Annotated in this window: 14 protein-coding genes; 9 read left to right on the forward strand and 5 right to left on the reverse strand. The window is 45.4% G+C overall.

The window, feature by feature from the left end:
- Positions 1–166 precede the first annotated feature (166 nt).
- From yicI to ACUTVW_RS05315, 3 genes are all read left to right on the forward strand, one after another.
- Positions 167–2485 carry an alpha-xylosidase gene (yicI, locus tag ACUTVW_RS05305; RefSeq protein ID WP_445644797.1) on the forward strand — a complete coding sequence of 773 codons (2319 nt, stop codon included), beginning with the start codon at positions 167–169 and terminating at the stop codon, positions 2483–2485.
- A gap of 98 nt (positions 2486–2583) precedes the next feature.
- Entirely contained in the window at positions 2584–3636 is a 1053-nt protein-coding gene (locus tag ACUTVW_RS05310; RefSeq protein WP_445644798.1) for a phosphotransferase, read from the forward strand.
- Positions 3637–3738: 102 nt separating this feature from the next.
- Positions 3739–5109, forward strand: a complete 1371-nt coding sequence (locus ACUTVW_RS05315) for an MFS transporter (protein ID WP_445644799.1) — start codon at positions 3739–3741, stop codon at positions 5107–5109.
- Between the two features lie 160 nt (positions 5110–5269).
- Here ACUTVW_RS05315 and ACUTVW_RS05320 read toward each other — a convergent pair whose 3' ends face one another.
- The 3 genes from ACUTVW_RS05320 to ACUTVW_RS05330 all read right to left on the reverse strand — a co-directional run bounded on the left by ACUTVW_RS05320 (position 5270) and on the right by ACUTVW_RS05330 (position 7767).
- The gene (locus ACUTVW_RS05320; RefSeq protein ID WP_445644800.1) at positions 5270–5827 is read right to left on the reverse strand and encodes a GNAT family N-acetyltransferase; all 558 of its coding nucleotides are present in this window, start codon (positions 5825–5827) and stop codon (positions 5270–5272) included.
- Positions 5828–5968: 141 nt separating this feature from the next.
- The gene (locus tag ACUTVW_RS05325; RefSeq protein ID WP_445644801.1) at positions 5969–7315 is read right to left on the reverse strand and encodes an MFS transporter; all 1347 of its coding nucleotides are present in this window, start codon (positions 7313–7315) and stop codon (positions 5969–5971) included.
- Positions 7316–7344: 29 nt separating this feature from the next.
- Complete coding sequence (locus ACUTVW_RS05330) at positions 7345–7767, reverse strand: MarR family winged helix-turn-helix transcriptional regulator (RefSeq protein ID WP_445644802.1); 423 nt, start codon at positions 7765–7767, stop codon at positions 7345–7347.
- Positions 7768–7976: 209 nt separating this feature from the next.
- Here ACUTVW_RS05330 and ACUTVW_RS05335 point away from each other — a divergent pair, with 209 nt between their 5' ends.
- The 3 genes from ACUTVW_RS05335 (at position 7977) to ACUTVW_RS05345 (ending at position 9992) form a co-directional block, all read left to right on the forward strand.
- Positions 7977–8450, forward strand: coding sequence for an RbsD/FucU family protein (locus ACUTVW_RS05335; protein WP_445644803.1), 474 nt, complete (start codon positions 7977–7979; stop codon positions 8448–8450).
- Between the two features lie 344 nt (positions 8451–8794).
- Positions 8795–9316, forward strand: a complete 522-nt coding sequence (locus ACUTVW_RS05340) for a GNAT family N-acetyltransferase (protein WP_445644804.1) — start codon at positions 8795–8797, stop codon at positions 9314–9316.
- Positions 9317–9371: 55 nt separating this feature from the next.
- Positions 9372–9992, forward strand: coding sequence for a TraX family protein (locus tag ACUTVW_RS05345; protein ID WP_445644805.1), 621 nt, complete (start codon positions 9372–9374; stop codon positions 9990–9992).
- A 122-nt stretch (positions 9993–10114) separates the two neighbouring features.
- Here ACUTVW_RS05345 and ACUTVW_RS05350 read toward each other — a convergent pair whose 3' ends face one another.
- Together ACUTVW_RS05350 and ACUTVW_RS05355 are read right to left on the reverse strand one after the other, a co-directional pair.
- Entirely contained in the window at positions 10115–13789 is a 3675-nt protein-coding gene (locus ACUTVW_RS05350) for a non-ribosomal peptide synthetase family protein (RefSeq protein WP_445644987.1), read from the reverse strand.
- A gap of 66 nt (positions 13790–13855) precedes the next feature.
- Entirely contained in the window at positions 13856–15601 is a 1746-nt protein-coding gene (locus ACUTVW_RS05355; protein ID WP_445644988.1) for a methyl-accepting chemotaxis protein, read from the reverse strand.
- A gap of 506 nt (positions 15602–16107) precedes the next feature.
- Between ACUTVW_RS05355 and rpiA the strand changes: the two genes are divergently transcribed.
- From rpiA to ACUTVW_RS05370, 3 genes are all read left to right on the forward strand, one after another.
- Positions 16108–16779, forward strand: coding sequence for a ribose-5-phosphate isomerase RpiA (gene rpiA, locus ACUTVW_RS05360; RefSeq protein WP_445644806.1), 672 nt, complete (start codon positions 16108–16110; stop codon positions 16777–16779).
- A gap of 55 nt (positions 16780–16834) precedes the next feature.
- A complete protein-coding gene (locus ACUTVW_RS05365; protein ID WP_445644807.1) occupies positions 16835–17296 on the forward strand; it encodes a MarR family winged helix-turn-helix transcriptional regulator in 462 nt (153 codons plus the stop codon).
- A gap of 208 nt (positions 17297–17504) precedes the next feature.
- Complete coding sequence (locus ACUTVW_RS05370; RefSeq protein WP_445644808.1) at positions 17505–18593, forward strand: cobalamin B12-binding domain-containing protein; 1089 nt, start codon at positions 17505–17507, stop codon at positions 18591–18593.
- Positions 18594–18602 lie beyond the last annotated feature (9 nt).

Consider the following 18602-nt stretch of genomic DNA (forward strand, 5'->3'; position numbering starts at 1 on the left):
ACCTCCTTATGTATATGAAAGGATGTAATCGTTTGCAATTTATACTAATAATCTGCCCTGAATATGTGAAGTATATCAAAATACTGATATAATCGGTCAAAATAGAAGAAGAAATCCTTCATTTATATCAATATCATTATAGTATAACCGAAGGAGGTAATCCAAGATGAAATTTACCGATGGCTACTGGCAGATCCGTGACGGATATCATGTTCAAAATCCGGCGGATATTCGAGATATTGTACAAAAGGGTGATTCCTTTACTGTATATGCAGCAACGAAACGCATTGAGCGCAAAGGCGATACACTGAACGGAACGCTGCTCAAAGCAACCTACAGTTCCCCCATGCCTGATGTCATTCGGGTGCAATTGAACCACCATAAGGGCAAAGTGAATCCAGGCCCTGAGTTTGCACTGAACACGCTAAATACCGATGTGCAAATGGTCCAGGATGAGAACGGTGCAGAGTTGAAAAGCGGAAATCTTCGTGTAACCGTGGACAAAACAAAAGGTTGGGATATTGGCTTCCACTATAATGAAAAACGTCTGACAGGCAGCGGCTGGAGAGGCCCTGCGTACATCGAGTCAGCGACAGAAGGAGCGTTCTTCCGGGAGCAGTTGGAGCTGGGAGTGGGCGAATATGTCTATGGTCTGGGTGAACGCTTTACCCCGTTTGTGAAAAACGGTCAGGTTGTCGATATCTGGAATGAAGATGGCGGTACAAGCAGTGAACAGGCCTATAAGAACATTCCGTTTTATCTGTCGAACAAAGGGTACGGCGTATTTGTCAACCATCCCGAGAAGGTATCCTACGAGATCGCTTCTGAGAATGTATCCAAAGTGCAGTTCAGTGTACAGGGCGAAACGCTGGAGTACTTCATTATCGGCGGTGCGAATCCGAAAGAAGTTTTGGATAACTACACCAAGCTGACAGGCAAACCGGCTTTGCCACCAGCATGGACATTTGGTCTGTGGCTGACGACTTCGTTCACAACGGATTATGACGAAGCAACGGTGAATCATTTTGTCGATGGCATGGCTGAACGTGATCTGCCTCTTTCCGTTTTTCACTTCGACTGCTTCTGGATGAAGGAGTATCAGTGGTGTGACTTTGAATGGGACAAAGACATGTTCCCTTATCCGGAAGGCATGTTGAGACGTTTGAAGGATAAGGGACTCAAAATCTGCGCCTGGATCAACCCATACATTGCTGAGAAATCGATTCTGTTCGATGAAGGGATGGAAAACGGTTATCTCGTCAAGACAGTGGATGGCAGTGTGTGGCAATGGGATAAATGGCAAGCCGGCATGGCGCTCGTGGATTTCACGAATCCGGAAGCAACGGCATGGTACAAAGCCAAGTTGAAATCCTTGATCGATCAAGGGGTGGACTGCTTTAAGACGGATTTCGGCGAAAGAATCCCGACCGATGTTGTGTACCATGACGGTTCCGATCCGGTGAAAATGCACAACTACTACACATTCTTGTACAACAAAGCCGTATTCGATGTGCTCGAAGAAAACCTGGGTAAAAACGAAGCGGCCTTGTTTGCACGCTCTGCAACCGTAGGTGGTCAACAATTCCCTGTACACTGGGGCGGCGATTGCTCGTCCAACTATTCCTCCATGGCAGAATCACTGCGTGGCGGATTGTCTCTCGGTCTCTCCGGGTTTGGCTTCTGGAGTCATGACATCAGCGGATTCGAAGCGACAGCCGAGCCAGACGTATATAAACGCTGGGTACAGTTTGGGTTACTATCTTCCCACAGCCGTCTCCACGGCAATGAATCATATCGTGTACCTTGGTTGTTCGATGAAGAAGCTGTCGATGTCGTGCGTGATTTTACAAAATTAAAACTCAGTTTGATGCCATACCTGTTCAATTCAGCGGTAGAGTCCTCTGTGCAAGGTCTGCCGATGATGCGGGCGATGGTGCTGGAATATCCAGAGGACCCGACTTGTGCGACACTCGACTTACAGTACATGTTCGGAGATTCTATCCTGGTTGCACCGATTTTCAACAAAGAAGGTGATGTTCGATACTACCTGCCGGAAGGAACATGGACCAATTATCTGACAGGGGAAAAAGTCCAGGGTGCACGCTGGATCAGTGAAAAACATGACTTCAAAACACTGCCGATGATGGTCAAACCGAACAGTCTGATCGCAGTAGGTGCAGTTGATAGTAAACCGGATTATGATTTCGCGGACAACGTATCCCTGCATTTGTTTGAACTTGCTGACGGAAAGACAGCGCAAGGAGCAGTTGTTAACCAAGGTGCTGAGCGTGAGTTGCAAGTGACAGTCACTCGCAGTGGATCGAAGCTTGAAGTTCATGCCGAAGGTGCAGGCAAGCCGTGGAATATCGTACTTCGCGGTGTGCATTCCGTATCCAGGGTGGACGGCGGGTCACGGGAAGTTGGTGCACAAGGTGTCATCGTAGCTGCTGCAGCAGGTACGGGCAAGCTTACAATCGAGCTGTAACATGTTAAAATAGGACAAGGAAGGACGGTGCCTGAAGGCGCCGTCTGTTTGTTTATCTAGACAGGACAGAATAAGAAATGAGAGGGCAGTGGCACGTTATGGCACATCAACACCAACAAAAACATGAGCATCAACATTCGGGCTTGCACAGCCCGATATCTGAGAAAGTGCTGCATGCACTGGTTCACAATCATTTCGGGGATCATGTTGTCGTAAAGCAGTTTGGTTTGCTGCAGGGTGGTCTTTTTAATACAACATATCGCATTCAACTGGAGCACACGCCAATTACAGATATCATTTTGCGACTGGCTCCAGAACATGTGCAACATCTGCCAAACATAAACAGTGGCGAGTCAGCACAGAGTGATCCGTTATTTTCATTTGAACGCACGATGATGGCGGCAGAACCAGTCATCTATAAGCATTATTGTAAGGCAGGCATTCCTGCACCGGAAGTGCTGTTTTGTGATGACAGCGGTTTGCATGTACCGCGAACCTATATGTTTATGACTTTCATCCCAAGTGTGCAGCTGGATCATTCGTCTATTGGGGCAGTGGATAAGGAACAGTTGTATACCCAATTAGGTACGTATACGGCGGCAATGCATCGTATTGAAGGATCATCATTCGGTTGGCCGCAGGCGGATGGTTCGATTCGCGGATCAAAACACTGGTCTGAGGTGTTAATGGCTATAGCCGAAGAAACAAGCAGAAAGGCGGCCCAAATCGGGTATATGCCTGGTGTCGGGGAAGAGATTACGGCAGTCTTCGAGCAACACAAGACCCTTTTTGATCAAATTAAGCAACCTGTGCTTGTCCATAATGATCTATGGGCAGCGAATGTGCTTGTGCACGGTGAACCAGGGAAGATGAGTATTGCTGCTGTGATTGATGGGGACCGCTCCATGTTTGCCGATCGGGAATATGAGGCCATCCTTAACACGGATTCCGCTACGTTTCATACAGGTTACGGATGTCTCCTTGATCCATCACCGGATGGGCAAGCGCGCCGGCTTGCGTATCGTCTATTGTCGTCTTATTTTAACGCTTACGTTCATCAGCATCAGGTGGACCAGCCAGAGGATGGCCAAATATTTGAAGAGCGTACCATGGCATTGCTATTACAATGGAAGCAGCTTGGTTTACGCTAAACCATCTCAATCCCTACCCATTTTGACATATGCTGAATAATCAACCTCAGATAAACCGACAATAACGCTGTTGTGTGTAGAATCTGAGAAGGTGGTTAGGGTATGTCTGATAAAAAGTGGGACCTTGTCGCACTTGCTTCCATCCCTGTTATTATGACGCTAGGGAACTCCATGCTTATACCGATTTTGCCACAGATTGAACGGGAATTGAAGGTATCTTCATTCAAGGTCAGTATGCTGATTACGGTATATGCTGTAGTGGCCATTCTGCTGATTCCGCTAGCAGGATATTTATCGGATCGATTCGGCAGGAAAGTCGTTATTATTCCCAGTCTTGTCATTGCAGCCGTTGGAGGAGCAATTGCAGGGATTGCTGCATGGATATTGAACGGTGATGTCGCTTACTGGACGATTCTTGGGGGAAGGTTTTTGCAGGGAGTGGGGGCAGCAGGCGCATTTCCGATTGTCATTCCTCTTGTGGGAGACATGTTCAAGAATGAGGATGAGGTGAGCAAGAGCCTGGGCATCATTGAAACCTCGAACACCTTTGGCAAAGTGCTTAGTCCAATTCTAGGGGCGGCGCTTGCAGTATGGTTGTGGTATTCGCCATTTCTGGCAATTCCAGTGCTCTGTCTTATTTCGCTAATCCTTGTTATATTTCTGGTGAAAACGCCGAAAAGGAAGGAAAAACCGCCTACCTTTTCGGAATTTGTTGCCTCCATCCGAGACGTTTTGAAAGAAAAGGGACGCTGGTTGTATGCGCTGTTTGCAATCGGCGGAATTTGCATGTTTCTTATTTTTGGTGTCCTTTATTATCTTTCCGAAACGCTGGAGAGTGAATTTGCACTCAAAGGAGTAGTCAAAGGGCTTGTTTTGGCGATCCCCCTGGCTTCGTTATGTCTTGCTTCATTTATGGCAGGGAAGTGGATTGGTAAAAATAAATCCCGCATGAAATGGCTGGGTTTTGCTGGACTTGCTTTAGTAACCGTGTCACTGGGAATCATCGGCATGTTCGATAATATATACGTTGTGGTAGGGCTGTTCACCCTGGGGAGTGCAGGTATTGGTGCTGCATTGCCATGTCTGGATACACTGATTACAGAAGGTGTGGATAAGAAGCAACGGGGCACGATTACGGCTTTGTTCAGCAGTATGCGATTTATCGGGGTATCCTTAGGCCCACCTGTGGTGTCTTTGCTGATCGGTTCCCACCACTTTTTGCTTTTTGGCATTCTGGCTGCGTCGGGTGCCGTTGGAGGGTTGCTAACATTACTCGCCGTAAAGCCTGAGAAGGGCGGCAAGCCGTCTTCAGGTCAGGGTTCGAAGCAGGATGATCAAGAGGAGCGGGACGTGCAGGATAATCAAGAGAAGCAAGATGGCCAAGATAAGCTGCCCAAAAGGCGTGTGCAAGAGAGTGAAACCGATCAAGGATATAGACCTTCACCCCTGCGCCGTAAAAAAAGTCCTTTTTAACTTGGGCATCTGAATGATGCCTTACGTAAAAAGTAAATCAAAAAACGCGTTTACGTCCCGGCAAGCAGCACAACTGCTTGCCAGATGTAAACGCGTTTTTATAAGGCTGTATAAGTCTCTATAGAGTTCTCGGCGCATTGTTTGTTGTTTTAGCTATCGGTTACTTTATCGGTTCGTTGAATAACTTATACCAATATAACGTGGTTCCGATATCAGCATTAGATGACTGCTTTAATGTGTCAACCCCACCTAGTATGAATCCTTGCTTCACATAAAATTGGCATGCGCCGAGATTGTCGTCTTGTGCTTCCAGGGACATACCAACAAGCTTTCGTTGTTTAGCCCACTCTTCTGCTTTGTTCAAGAGCAATTTACCGACGCCACTGCCTCTGTAATCTTTTTTGGTAGCAATGTTTTCAATATAACAAAAGCGATTCCAATCCTTGATGATTCTAATTTGTCCTATGCAAGTATGATTCATATACGCTAAAAACAACGTTTTATCCTCTTGGTTTATATATTGGTCCCAATCAAGTTTGTCATCTGGAAAACGGATTTCTCTCGGTTCATCCAAAAGGACTTCTTCATAAGACCACTTTCCGGATTGTAAACTGGGGACAACTCTACCATACAACTTAAAAGAATCATTGGTCTTATTAATGTCTTCTATTAACTCGGTATTTAGTGGAGAAATCATGATTTTGCTCTCACGATTCAAAATTACTCACTTCCTTATAGTTAACTGAATAAACCGCTCTCTATTATAATACCATAAAAAGTGAATTGTCCCTTGTTATAACTTTTTCTAAAAACACGTATGTTTCAGGCTATACACATTTTAAAGCGAAGTAACTGCTCATTATTGCCTTTTTTCAGGTTCTGCTTGCAATTCATTCGAGTCGTTTGATGCAGTGCTATCCGTAGCCGCAATATGTGTATGAGATAACAATGGATGTGTTACGATCTGGAAACTGCCGCTCCGTTTTCCTTGAATCAGATAGATCAGCAGGAATACGATCATGAATAAGACAGAGTACCGATACATTTCCGTATAGCTGGTCAGAGAGGCGATGGAGCCAAGCAGAAGAGCTCCTATGGCAATACCAAGATCGAGTGTATTTAAAAACATACCGTTTGCCATACCCCGCTGAGCAGGGGAAACGACCTGAATCATCCAGGTCTGCAATGAGGATTGCATGGAGCCATAGCCAATACCGTATATAAAAGCAGCTACAAACAGGATTGGCATCGTTGTTGCCCAAGAAAGCGTAACAAGGCCGAGTGCAATACATACCGCTCCCGGGATTAATAAAGCTTTAGGCCCTTTGCTATCGTAGATGCGACCCGCAAATGGTCTGACGAGTAAAACCGCCAGTGCATTGAAGAGGAAAAACAGTGCCGGATTCGCGAGATGGGCCTCTTTGCCATACAATACGATAAAACCAACCAGTCCGCCGTAGGTAATCGACAGCAAACCGTTCAGTACACTTGGCAGAATCAGCTTGCGGTTAAACGGCATTTTCGCTCTGGAACCCGGTTTGGTTCCCGAAACGGAAGCTACAGGACGGACACCTTGTTCTTGTTGTGATTGTTGCGTCGCAGTAGCCAGGGAAGCCTGTGTCTTTGCCGCTTTTTTTCGTGTCAGGCTATAACTGAGCGGATAGATCACGGCGATCACACCGGCGGTACTCAGCATAAGCGTGACAAACCCGGCTCCTTGTAGCAAGGTAACACCAATGATTGGACCCATAGACATTGCCAGGCTCGTAGACAAGCCAAAATACCCCATCCCTTCGCCCATTCGCTTGACGGGTACAATGTCGGATGCCATCGTTGGAAATGCTGTACTGCTCAATCCGAATCCAACACCGAATACCATGCGAAGAAATAATAGAACGGCGATCCCGGCAGCAAAATAATAGCCAAGCGTGGCGAGCAGGGCTATAGACAAACCGATAAAAATCATCGCATTACGCAAGCCCTTCTCCAGCGCTTTCGCAGAGTAGAGTCTTGCGGCTATGGCACTTAACGCAAACAGACACGTGAATAGACTCACTTGAAAGGCGTTGGCCTGGAATCGATCCTGTACATAAGAGGGCAGTGGCGAAACGATCATGTGCAGTTGCAGAAATAACAGAAAATTACATAACATGAGCAAAATAAAATCCGTTGTCCATAATCGGACAGGTGCTGATTGTTCTTTCATCGTGAACCATTCCCCCTGAGTAGTGATAGTTACAGATTGTGATTAATGAGGGAAAGAGTATGCTTAAATGCTTCCATCTGGTCTTTCGGTATACCTTCAGCAAGTTTTTTATTCATTTCTCTTTCAATAGGAACAAGGATATCCATTAACGCTTTACCTTCATGGGTAGGGTATAACAGATAGGCTCTTCGATCGTGGTCGCTCGTTCGGCGTTCGACCCACCCTTTTTTCTCCAGTAAATCGATGATCCGTGCCGTAGTGGGCTGGTCTTTGAAAACAAAGCCTGCCATTTCCTTCTGGTTAACACCTTCCGTACGCACCACATTAAAAAGCACAGAGAATTGCTCTGTGGTAATATCGTAGGGTTTGAATTGTGCGGCCAACAGAGCAGCCGTTTTGCGGTGGGTGAGCCCGAGCATGAATCCAACGGATTGCTCAAGAGAATAATCCATGTATCGGTGAACCTCGCTTTCCGTAGAAAAATATCTCTAAAATTCATATAGTTGTTATGACAACTATATGTGAAACAAGTATATTTGTCAAAGGCAATGGATATTCCACATGTACATTTCATAACGATGCAAAGCGCAAACAATCCTGATAGAATAAGAATGAAACGGCTTCCAAAATAATAAAATGAGTTATGAAGGAGCGTTTAAAGATGCTGAAAAATATTCCTCCGATCCTACCGCCAGAGCTTCTCAAACGGATGTCCGAAATGGGGCATGGTGATGAACTTGTGCTCACCGATGCGAATTTTCCGGCAGTCAGCCATGCCCAACGTTTAGTACGTTGTGATGGAGTAGGCACTGTTCAACTGCTGGATGCTATATTACAGCTGTTTCCGCTTGACACCTATGTAGAACGGCCCGCCGCCGTGATGCAGGTGGTCAAAGGAGATCCGGTCATACCGATCATCTGGGAAGATTACCGCCGGTTAATCGAAACGTATGAGGACATGAGCGATGCTCTGGAATACGAAGAACGTTTTGATTTTTATGAGCGCGCTGCCAAGGCCTATGTCATTGTTGCAACGGGGGAACGGGCACAATATGCAAATCTGATTTTGAAAAAAGGAGTTATCTTTCCTGAATCCAGCTCCGCTCAAGCCCAGCTGAACTCAGAATCCAATTAAAAATATATCGTTATGGCGACGGAGCAGGTGAAGCTTTCGTCGCTTTTTTACCGTTTGTTTGAACGTAGTCAATATACAGCAACATAAGCAGTGGGCATGGATTCTACGAGAAGGTGAAGGGAGGTATAGCTAACGCAGGTTCGGATCACAAGACGTAGGCAGCTGTTTGCATGAAATATACTTTATCTATGTACACTTTTGGGGCAAGGTGTGGGTTTACTGCAAACTTTGCTCTAATTGATGAATGGGGGAAAGGGATCATTTATTTTACAATGAACATAGAAAAGATATGCTTATTGAATTGTATTTAATTGATTTGAATTGAACTGAAGGGAATGAAGGAAATGGAAATTGGAATCAGACAAGCCGAGTTAGATGATATTTCTGAAGTATCCAGGCTTTTTAATGATTATCGAATGTTCTATGGTCAGGATTCAGATCTGGAAGGAGCATCCCGCTTCATACATGAAAGAATGAGTAATCACGATTCAATTATCTTCATTGCTGAATGGATTCAAGGGATAAAAGAAGAGTCAGATGCAGCCAGGTATGAGCAGTGTGATGAAATCAAGGGGAAGGGTGCCGGTTTGGTGCAGATTTATCCTAGCTATAGTTCCGTTTCTATGGGGCCGATCTGGATCCTGAACGACTTGTATGTGGATTCCAATGATCGAAAACAAGGTATAGCCAGAAAGCTGATGCAGGCTGTTATGAAGCAGGCACAGGAGCATAAAATCATTCGTATTTCACTCTCTACGGCGATAAGCAATCAGCAGGCACAAGCCTTGTATGAATCTGAAGGATATACGCGGGATCAAAGCTTCATGTATTATGAGTGTAGTGTAGGACGTGAAAATGAATCCTGAATGAATTACACTTCGAATCATCTGTTTAGACGGGGAAAAGGAGGGATGAACGAGTATGATGCAGTGGATTGCCATGATTACGATGCTGATTGATCATATAGGCGCTGTTTTTTTTCCACATGTGGTTGAACTAAGAATTATCGGTCGTATCGCTTTTCCAATCTATGCCTTTGCCGTATTTATCGGCTACAAGCATACACGCAATGCACAAAAATACATATGGCGCTTATTTTGGATCGCTGTAATTTCTCAAGTCCCTTTTGTTGCTGCGTTTAATCATTTTTCGCTGAATGTGGTCTGGACTCTCTGGTCGGCATTACTTGTTCTGCTCGCGCTGGATAAACTTCCTTCGAAGTTTCTTGGTATCCCGATTGTAATCGGGGCAGGATTGGTGATGGAATGGACACACATGGACTATGGCATGTATGGGTTGATGTTGGTACTTCTGTTTCGTTACTTTAAAGGGCCAGTTCTGGTTATGGCACATGTTGTGTTAAATATACTTTATCTGATGTTACATCATAGCTTTCTGCAGATGTATAGTGTGCTCGCAACAACCGGTATTGCCATTGCACAGTACTATCAGGCCGGTTTTCGTTTGAAAGGGCCACGATGGATCTGGCGATATTTCTATCCGGCTCATCTAGCCATCATTGCGGTGATCCGCTGGATATAGAGATGAGATGTGGCTGACAGTCAAGTGTGTTGGCTATGAAAAAAACCACTTTTCCGCCGTGTTTGACGAGAAAGTGGTTTTTTACTTTATCTGGCTGTTTGTAAGCATTTATGCAAATAGGTTTAATCTGCAACCGTCGTTGTACCGTAATTCGGACGAATCGGTGCCGGGAAATAACCGATCTGAACAGCATAGTCCAGCATGGTATGAATGAAACGGTCATCCGTCTTGGCACAGAAGATTCCTGCTGGTTCGACGTAGGCTGTCGTTACCGGCGATGCATAGGCATATGCTGAATCCTTCGCTCCGTCGCCTTCCAGTTGAGCGATAGCAAGCTGCAATGCTTCAGGCTCTTTTGTGATGGTTGCATCGAATAACCAGCGGGTATAGTCCTCAAACGGCATGGTATCGACATCATAACCAGCACGTTTCACGGCTTCGACTAATTCGTCATACCGAATCGGCTCCGGATTACAGATATGGAACACACGTCCAGCTGTATCCTGACGCAAAGCGAGGTGTACAATCGCTTCGCTGGCATAATTGATAGGGGTAAAGTCCATCAGCCAGTCTGCGGCAGGGGCTTTGCCAAGCAACAACATCGCTTTAATCATGCGGTAGATGGCATTGCTGTCGATATTCGTTTGAAAACGACCGGTATGAGAATCACATGTCAAGTTGCCTGCACGGTAGATGCTGACAGGCACACCTTCTCCTGCAGCAGCCATGAGTACTTTTTCCGCTTCGAGCTTACTGTCGGAGTATACGTTGTCTACATGCAACTCTGCCGGGAAACGGTCATATTGCAATGAAGATTCCCATTGTCCGCTGAGAGCCAAATCTTCGGGTATACCCATCGTGGATACATGATGGAACGAAGCCCCTTTTTTGTTACGTATCAAATTCAGCAAGGCAACCGTACCCTCGACATTGGTTTTGGCGAATTGCGTCGCCTCTCCGAAATGACGAACATCAGCCGCGCAGTGAATGATACGGTCGATTTGTATCTCAAGCAAAGCTTGCTGCTCGTCGGAAAGCCCTAGATTCTTTTCCTCCAAGTTGCCTTCCACAATCACGACACGATCTGCAAGTTGGTCAGCAAGTTGTTTGCCGAAATAACCATGCATTACTTTACTTAAACGTTCCATTGCTGTCGTACCATCGCTTGGACGGCGCACAAGAGCGTAGATACGTGTAGAAGACTTCACAATCAACTGCTGCAGTACATGTGAACCCAGATAACCGGTTGCGCCAGTCAGCAGCACATGTTCAGGCTGAAGAATGTTCGGGTAACCAAGCTGAGATGACAGTTCCACCGGATGTTCAGCAAGTTGAGTGATCATGCCATTCGTAGTAGAAGCCCCTTTAACAGCATCTTGTTGCTTGGATAAAAGCTCTACTCGGTGAGCAAGCGCACGAATTGTTTTTTCAGCAAAGAAATCGGCAATTTTTAGCTGCGGATAATGTGGCTTCAGAAGAACCAGTACATGGATGACCCGCAGGGAGTCGCCACCAATACTGAAGAAACTGTCTTCAACTCCAAAATCATCATGTTGCAGGATTTCCTTCCATGCATGGAAGAGAACAGATTCCGTTTCTGTCTCGGGCATCACTCGATCAATCTGATCGGTATGACGTTCAACGTGTGGCATGGATACCATAGCTTTGCGATTGATTTTTCCTGTTGGTGCAACGGGCATCTCATCGAGTTGACAGATCCATTTCGGAACAAAATACGATGGAAGCTTCTCGGATAGAGCTGCTTTGATATCGGCTACGGAGAGGGTGCTCCCATCTTTGGATGTGAAGTAACCCACGAGCATATTTTGACCGTCCGCTTCCTTTTTCGGAATAACGGCAACGTTCTGGATCTGCTCGAGCCGAGCCAGATGATCTTCAATTTCCCCGATCTCAATCCGATGACCGCGAATTTTGAGCTGTGAGTCACTACGTCCCACATATTCCAGCAACCCGGTATCCAGCAATTTGGCAATATCCCCGGACTTGTAAATTTTCTCGCCAATAGCAAAAGGACTACTAATGAAGGACTGCTCTGTTCGCTCAGGCTGGTTCAAGTACCCTTTGGCGAGTGCGGGAGTGGAAATATACACTTCACCAGGTACACCTACAGGGCAGAGCTGCTGCTCTTCATTGACAATGTATACTTTGTAATTATGAATGGGTCTACCGATTGGAATGTTAACGATGTGGCCTGGAACCTGCTCACTGATCCGGTGTGTGGTGGTAGCGACAGTGCATTCAGTCGGGCCATACACGTTAACGATATCAATCTGGTTACCGAATTTGCGTTGGAAAGCCCGAACTTGCTCCCCGTATAGGGCTTCTCCGGCTACGGTGATGATGCGCACTTTTGCCAACTTATGAAATCCTTCATCCGACAGATAAGAGGCCAGCTGATTGAAGAAAATTGTGGGTAAAATTGTAATGATGGTGGTGCCTGTTCGCTCAATCGCACTTGCAAACTCTTCAATAGACACCCGTTCTTCCGCCGATAACAGATAGAGCTCAGCACCATAGAACAGAGCACCGATCGTATCCCATACCGATGCATCGAAGCTGTATGTGGCAAACTGAGTTAATACATCCCCAGGCTGAATGTCACAGTCGCGCTGTACAACGCTGCCCAGATTGGTGACACCCCGGTGGGCGATCAGTGCGCCCTTCGGTTTGCCAGTAGAGCCTGAAGTATAGATCACATAAGCGAGATCATCCGGCTTGATATCCAGATTGGGATTGCTGGCTGCGAATCCTGCAAGTCGTCCGTCAACGGATAGAATCTGACGTACCGTAGAAATGCTGGAGAATAACTCTTTGGCCTGATCATACGAAGCTTCTGTTGTCAGTACAAATGGTGAAGCTGTATCTTCGACAATATAGCTGTTCCGCTCTTGCGGATGTTCAGGATCAATCGGTACATAGGCACCGCCTGCTTTAAGAATACCGAGCAGTGAAATGATGGTGTCCAGACTTCGATCCATAAAAATACTGACGAAGTCACCTTGCTGCAATCCGTTCGATATTAACACACGGGCAACCTGATTCGCGCGTTCATTTAATTCCCGGTACGTATAACTTGCTGAGAGTGAGGTGATCGCAGGAGAATTCGGATAGGCTGCGGCAGTTGCTTCGAACCAGCTATGGATCGTTGAATGAACGGGTTCAAGTACAGCCGTGTCATTCATCTCCCGATAGATCAGGCGGTCAGAAGCAGATAGAATGTCTACAGCGCCAATCGCTTTGCAATCATCACGCAAGAGAGCGAGAAGTAATGTCTGAAAATATTCTGCATAACGCAAAACAGTTGACTCTTGTAGTAACGAACGGTCATAAAACAGATCTAGAATGATGTCGCTCTGATCATAACGAACGTTCCAATTCATCACCTGAGGAGCCTGAGGCAATTGTACGCTGTTCAGCATAAACAGTGTCTCGGGATATCCTCCGGTTTGTTGTGTATAGGGAATCTGAAGCTGCTTTGTAATCTGTTCGAACAGTTCACAGAACGTTGTCTTGCCTTGAAGCTGTAATGAAAGATAGGAAGCTGCCTGTTCTGGAGCAAGTACTCCGATAGCCAGCTCCGATTCAGCAGACAATCGGAATAACAAGGCTGCGTAAGCTGAAAGCAATGCAGGGTACACCATCTGTTCCCCAAACTTCTGTTTAAGTTCACGACTCAATGATGCTTTCAATGTAATATGAGTAGACTCATAAGAGAATGTTTGCTGGCGACGTCCATAATCCAATGGAATCTGAAGAACAGGTAAGCCAGATTCCATGGAGTGGGATAATGATTGGTTTTCAATCACTTCAGGTATCCTCCTTGGTTCAAACCGAGTTTATTATTATTGTTGCTTGCTTACATTAAAATGAGAAATCAGTTCCTGAAGCTCTTCAGACATATCTGTGAGTCGAGTGGAGGAGTCTACCAGGGTAATCAGGGATGCCTTTTGTTCGTCTACAGATACAGAAATTTTCTCACTGCTGTCAGCGGTCTTGCTAACACTTGCAGACAAGTCATCAGCTGTTGCAGTCATTTCTTCTGTACCCGCTGAGATTTCCTGCGTTGCACTGGATACTTCCTGAATTTGGTGGGATACCTTCTTAGCTGCTTCAAGAATTTCATCAAACAATTGACCGGTTTGATCTGCTACAGAGAGTCCTGTATCTACTTCGGAAGTACCTTGTTCCATGGCTTGAACGGCTTGTTTGATACCCGACTGGATCTCTTGAATCAATACGCCAACCTGACTGGTTGCCTGCTCGGACTGTTCAGCGAGCTTACGTACTTCACCAGCAACTACTGCAAACCCTCTTCCTTCTTCACCTACACGAGCCGCTTCAATGGATGCATTAAGGGCAAGCAGATTAGTTTGGCTTGATATCCCTGAGATTATGTTCAGAATATCACCGATTTCCTGTGAACGACTCTCCAGCACTTCGATCGCTGAAGCCGTATTTTTCACAGATTGAGTGATCAGGTTCATTTGTTCGGATACCTGACGAACTACACTGTTACCTTGCTGTGAACGACGCTCCATCTCATACGCTTCGTCCGCAACACTTGCGGAGCTGCTCGCGATGGTCTGAATCACGGTAGCCATCTCGGACATTGCGCGGGCGCTGTCACGGGTGGCCTGTTCCTGTGAACGAATGTTGGAAGTAATATGGGTCACGTTACTGTTAATGGAGTCTGCGTTGTCACTGTTGCGTTCAGAGACTTCGTAAAGTTCCTTCGCAGATTGATTCACTTCCTGGGATGTCATTTGCACTTTTACGATAGTGTCGTTAATTCTGCGTACCATGACGTTGAATTTCTCGTTAACGAGTCCCAGATCGTCTTTTCCTGTCGGAATGGTGACATCCAAATTACCTCTGCTGACTTCATCAATGCCTTTGATCAGATGACGAATCGGAGAGAGTGTGTTTTTTACGACAAGGTATTGAATAATGAGGAACAAAAGCAAGAACGCTACGAGAATAATAACTCCATTTAATAACAACGAGTTCAGACCTGCCGGAACGGCTTTGGCATCCGCGTCTACAGCGAAGTAAGCGAAGATCTTGCCGTTGCTGTCTTTGATCGGATAAGCAATGGTTGTCCACGTACCGAAGTCATCAGAGTAAAAGGTTGTGAACGTTGGACGATCCGTATTCAGCATTTCTTTCAGGGCATTGGCTACAATGACCGGTTGTTCGTACATATCACCAATGTTTACGTTATCGCTCTGAAAAGCCTCTCTCAGGTTCGTTGGCATCGCAACAAGGGAAGTTAACCGTTTGTTGTCGCCGCCAAGCTCCACACCGAAGATATAGGCTTGTGCAATGTTAGGATAATATTTTTGCATTTCATCAAAATAAGCTCTTAGTTTCGTCTGTGCAGTACCTTCGTAGCTGCGCTCTGTGATTGCGGTTTGAACATCTGCAGGATTAATATCTTGGGCCCACTTTTTCGTGATCTGTTCTACTTGTCCATGCAGCTGATCAACCAGAACCGTTTTTTGGAAGTAATAACTGCTTGCAATCAAAGCTACGCCAATAATGATAATGTTGGTAAATGAGAGCAATAGATTTTTGGAGAAAAACGACATGTTTTTCCAACTCAATGATTTCACTAATTTCCACTCCTGATCTTCTGTAAATTAAGAAACTGTAGGTATGCTTTTGGTACAAAAAGCTACTGCATTTCGTCATCTCCTTCAAAGGGAAGTATGAGACAATGGTCTTGGTTTCTTAGCCACTATTCGAGACTTATGTACCTTATGAAACCATATGTGTCTAATTATTAAAACACATCTATATCTATTATGTCGTGTAAAATGTCGTTAAATTGAATAGTTTTGTTAAAATTTTTTTAACTTTTTACGTATTTATGGACATAACTCTTTGTTTATAGGTAATTAGTACTGTTTATTATTAAAAATTGCCATTTTTTAGTTTCATTCTGTATTCTATAACATAGTGGGAAAAAATACACCATTAATCATCAAAGAATGGTCTCAACCTGGCTTAGAAGCATGGATATACATCGGATGAGGTTTTATCTATAATAACTACATATGGTTGTATACAAATTATGAGCAGACGGGGGATAAGAATGAATCTGAAACAGATTGCGGCAGAACATGCGGCAGCGTTCGTTGAAGATGGAATGAAAGTTGGTTTGGGCACGGGCTCGACCGCGTATTATGCGATATGTCGAATTGGGGAGCGGGTTCGGGAAGGCCTGAATATTCAGGCAGTAGCTACCTCAGAGGCTTCAGACAAACTGGCTCGGGAATGGGGCATCCCCATTATTCCTTTTGACCAGATCGGACGTTTGGATCTGACGATTGACGGGGCGGATGAAGTCGATCCGGATTTTAATCTGATCAAGGGCGGTGGCGGTGCTCTTTTGAGGGAAAAAATAGTGGCGGCGAACAGCGATAAACTGATCATTGTTGCTGACGGCAGCAAAGCTGTGAAAAAACTGGGGAAATTCCCTTTGCCGGTTGAGGTCGTGCCTTTTGCATCGGAATGGACCTTTCAGGCACTTGAAAAAATGGGATGCCAGCCGAAGTGGAGAATGGACGAGCATAAACCATACCTCACGGATAACGGAAACTTGATTGCAGACTGCCATCTGGGAGCCATTGCTGACGCAGCAGAACTTAACCTGCATCTGAATATGCTGCCAGGTGTCGTGGACAATGGATTATTCGTGAATATGGCCAACGTAGTGATCATCGCCAAAGAAGACGGCACTATAGACGAGCTTCACCGTCCATAATGAAGGTATTGGAACGTATAACGGGAATGTATACAACTGATGGAGGATTATAGAAATGTTGAAAACGGAGGATAACCGGGAGCTGTCCTTGCAATTGTTTGTGGTTCTTATACGAGCCTACAATTCGGTGACATCACGTTCCAATCGGGACATCCAGAGCCACGGACTCAATTCCACAGAATTTGGCGTACTTGATTTGTTGTATCACAAAGGACCACAGGCCTTGCAGAAGATTGGTGAAAAAGTATTGATGTCCAGTGGCAATATTACTTATGTTGTTGATAAGTTACAAAACAAGAATTTACTGTTTCGCCGTCCTTCCAAAGAAGATCGCCGGGTGATATATGCTGAGCTGACGGAGGAAGGAAAACAGTTATTCACGCAAATATTTCCACAGCATCATCAAGTCATTATCGACATTTTGGAGGGACTTGAGCCTTCCGAAAAGATGGATGCGATACGTCTGCTGAAGAAGCTTGGACTCGCTGCAGAAGGCAAAACGGACCTACGTTTATAACGTAGATCCGTTTTTTTGTGTCTGTAACATGCCTCGGATACTGGCTATATGGCTTGCGTATGGCTGCATAATATAGGAAGATTGGTTATAACGTCGAAAGTATATACACCAGCTTCATGTATACTAGATTAGTAGAGTTGCCTTGAACTGAAACATATAGATGAAGCAGATTTGCGGCAGCAGGTGTAGACAAAGGAGGAATGCGTCGATGAGTCATCGGGAGGCCGGAGAACGTTTACTTCAAGATGCAGGGATCTTGGCCGAGAAAATAACCGAAATGCAGTATCGGTTGCAGCCCGACTTAATGGAGCGTTTCGGTCCGATTGGAAAAATAAGAACCAAGCAGGACTCACAGTACAGTCTAAGCTATCTGGCAGAAAGTGTGCTTGTGAAAAGTCCCAGTTTGTTCACTCACTATATATCATGGTTAAAAGTGCTGCTTGCCGGTTATCAGGTATCGGCAGAGGATCTGGGATTGAACCTTAAGCTGATTAAAGAGGCATTATATGAAGAATTCGAAGAACCTCATCGTACATTTTTATTAGAATATTTGGAGATGGGGATCGATGTAACGAAGGAACTGGAAACCCAGACCAATTTTATTCATGCATCAATGCCCTACGGACTGGAAGCAAAAGCATATTTGCAGTATTTGCTCGATAATCAGCGGAGAGAAGCTTTTGATATTATCGAGTCTGAATTGGATGCTGGCGCGTCGATCCGAGATATATATCGCTACATTTTTCAGCCTGTTCAATACGAAATCGGTCGGTTGTGGCAGCAAGGCCAGATTAGTGTAGGTCAAGAGCATTTCTGCACGGCGGCAACGCAATCGTTTATTTCACGGTTGTATTCCAGATGGATGATCGGGCCGAATCAGGGTAAAAAACTGGTCGCAGCCTGTGTAGGAAGTGAACAGCATGAAGTAGGGCTGAGAATGCTCACGGATGTTTTCGAAATGGAGGGCTGGGATACGTATTATCTGGGTGCTAATGTTCCGAATGGAAGCATTGTCGAAGCCATCAAGCATCATGAGAGTGATGTGGTGGCGATTTCCGTGACGATGACTTATCATCTTCATCTGGCAAGAGAATTGATCGAACGCATTCGCGACCATGCAGAAATAGCCCATGTCAAAGTGATGGTAGGCGGTTATCCGTTTAATATAGACAAAGATTTATGGCGAACAGTCGGTGCTGACGGTTATGCACCTGGAGCAGACGAGGCGGTTGCTATTGCTGAGCGCATGCTTATTTCTCCGGTGTCGCTTGACAATGTAAGTAAGGTAATTGAATAGGAAAGGGCT

The organism is Paenibacillus sp. TSA_86.1 (assembly GCF_052691815.1).

What these genes read in the sequence shown, in the direction of transcription:
- yicI (WP_445644797.1), top strand. Translation starts at nt 167, where the DNA reads ATGAAATTTACCGATGGCTACTGGCAGATCCGTGACGGATATCATGTT.
- ACUTVW_RS05310 (WP_445644798.1), top strand. Translation starts at nt 2,584, where the DNA reads ATGGCACATCAACACCAACAAAAACATGAGCATCAACATTCGGGCTTG.
- ACUTVW_RS05315 (WP_445644799.1), top strand. Translation starts at nt 3,739, where the DNA reads ATGTCTGATAAAAAGTGGGACCTTGTCGCACTTGCTTCCATCCCTGTT.
- ACUTVW_RS05325 (WP_445644801.1), bottom strand. Translation starts at nt 7,315, where the DNA reads ATGAAAGAACAATCAGCACCTGTCCGATTATGGACAACGGATTTTATT.
- ACUTVW_RS05330 (WP_445644802.1), bottom strand. Translation starts at nt 7,767, where the DNA reads ATGGATTATTCTCTTGAGCAATCCGTTGGATTCATGCTCGGGCTCACC.
- ACUTVW_RS05335 (WP_445644803.1), top strand. Translation starts at nt 7,977, where the DNA reads ATGCTGAAAAATATTCCTCCGATCCTACCGCCAGAGCTTCTCAAACGG.
- ACUTVW_RS05340 (WP_445644804.1), top strand. Translation starts at nt 8,795, where the DNA reads ATGGAAATTGGAATCAGACAAGCCGAGTTAGATGATATTTCTGAAGTA.
- ACUTVW_RS05345 (WP_445644805.1), top strand. Translation starts at nt 9,372, where the DNA reads ATGATGCAGTGGATTGCCATGATTACGATGCTGATTGATCATATAGGC.
- ACUTVW_RS05350 (WP_445644987.1), bottom strand. Translation starts at nt 13,789, where the DNA reads ATGGAATCTGGCTTACCTGTTCTTCAGATTCCATTGGATTATGGACGT.
- ACUTVW_RS05355 (WP_445644988.1), bottom strand. Translation starts at nt 15,601, where the DNA reads ATGTCGTTTTTCTCCAAAAATCTATTGCTCTCATTTACCAACATTATC.
- rpiA (WP_445644806.1), top strand. Translation starts at nt 16,108, where the DNA reads ATGAATCTGAAACAGATTGCGGCAGAACATGCGGCAGCGTTCGTTGAA.
- ACUTVW_RS05365 (WP_445644807.1), top strand. Translation starts at nt 16,835, where the DNA reads ATGTTGAAAACGGAGGATAACCGGGAGCTGTCCTTGCAATTGTTTGTG.
- ACUTVW_RS05370 (WP_445644808.1), top strand. Translation starts at nt 17,505, where the DNA reads ATGAGTCATCGGGAGGCCGGAGAACGTTTACTTCAAGATGCAGGGATC.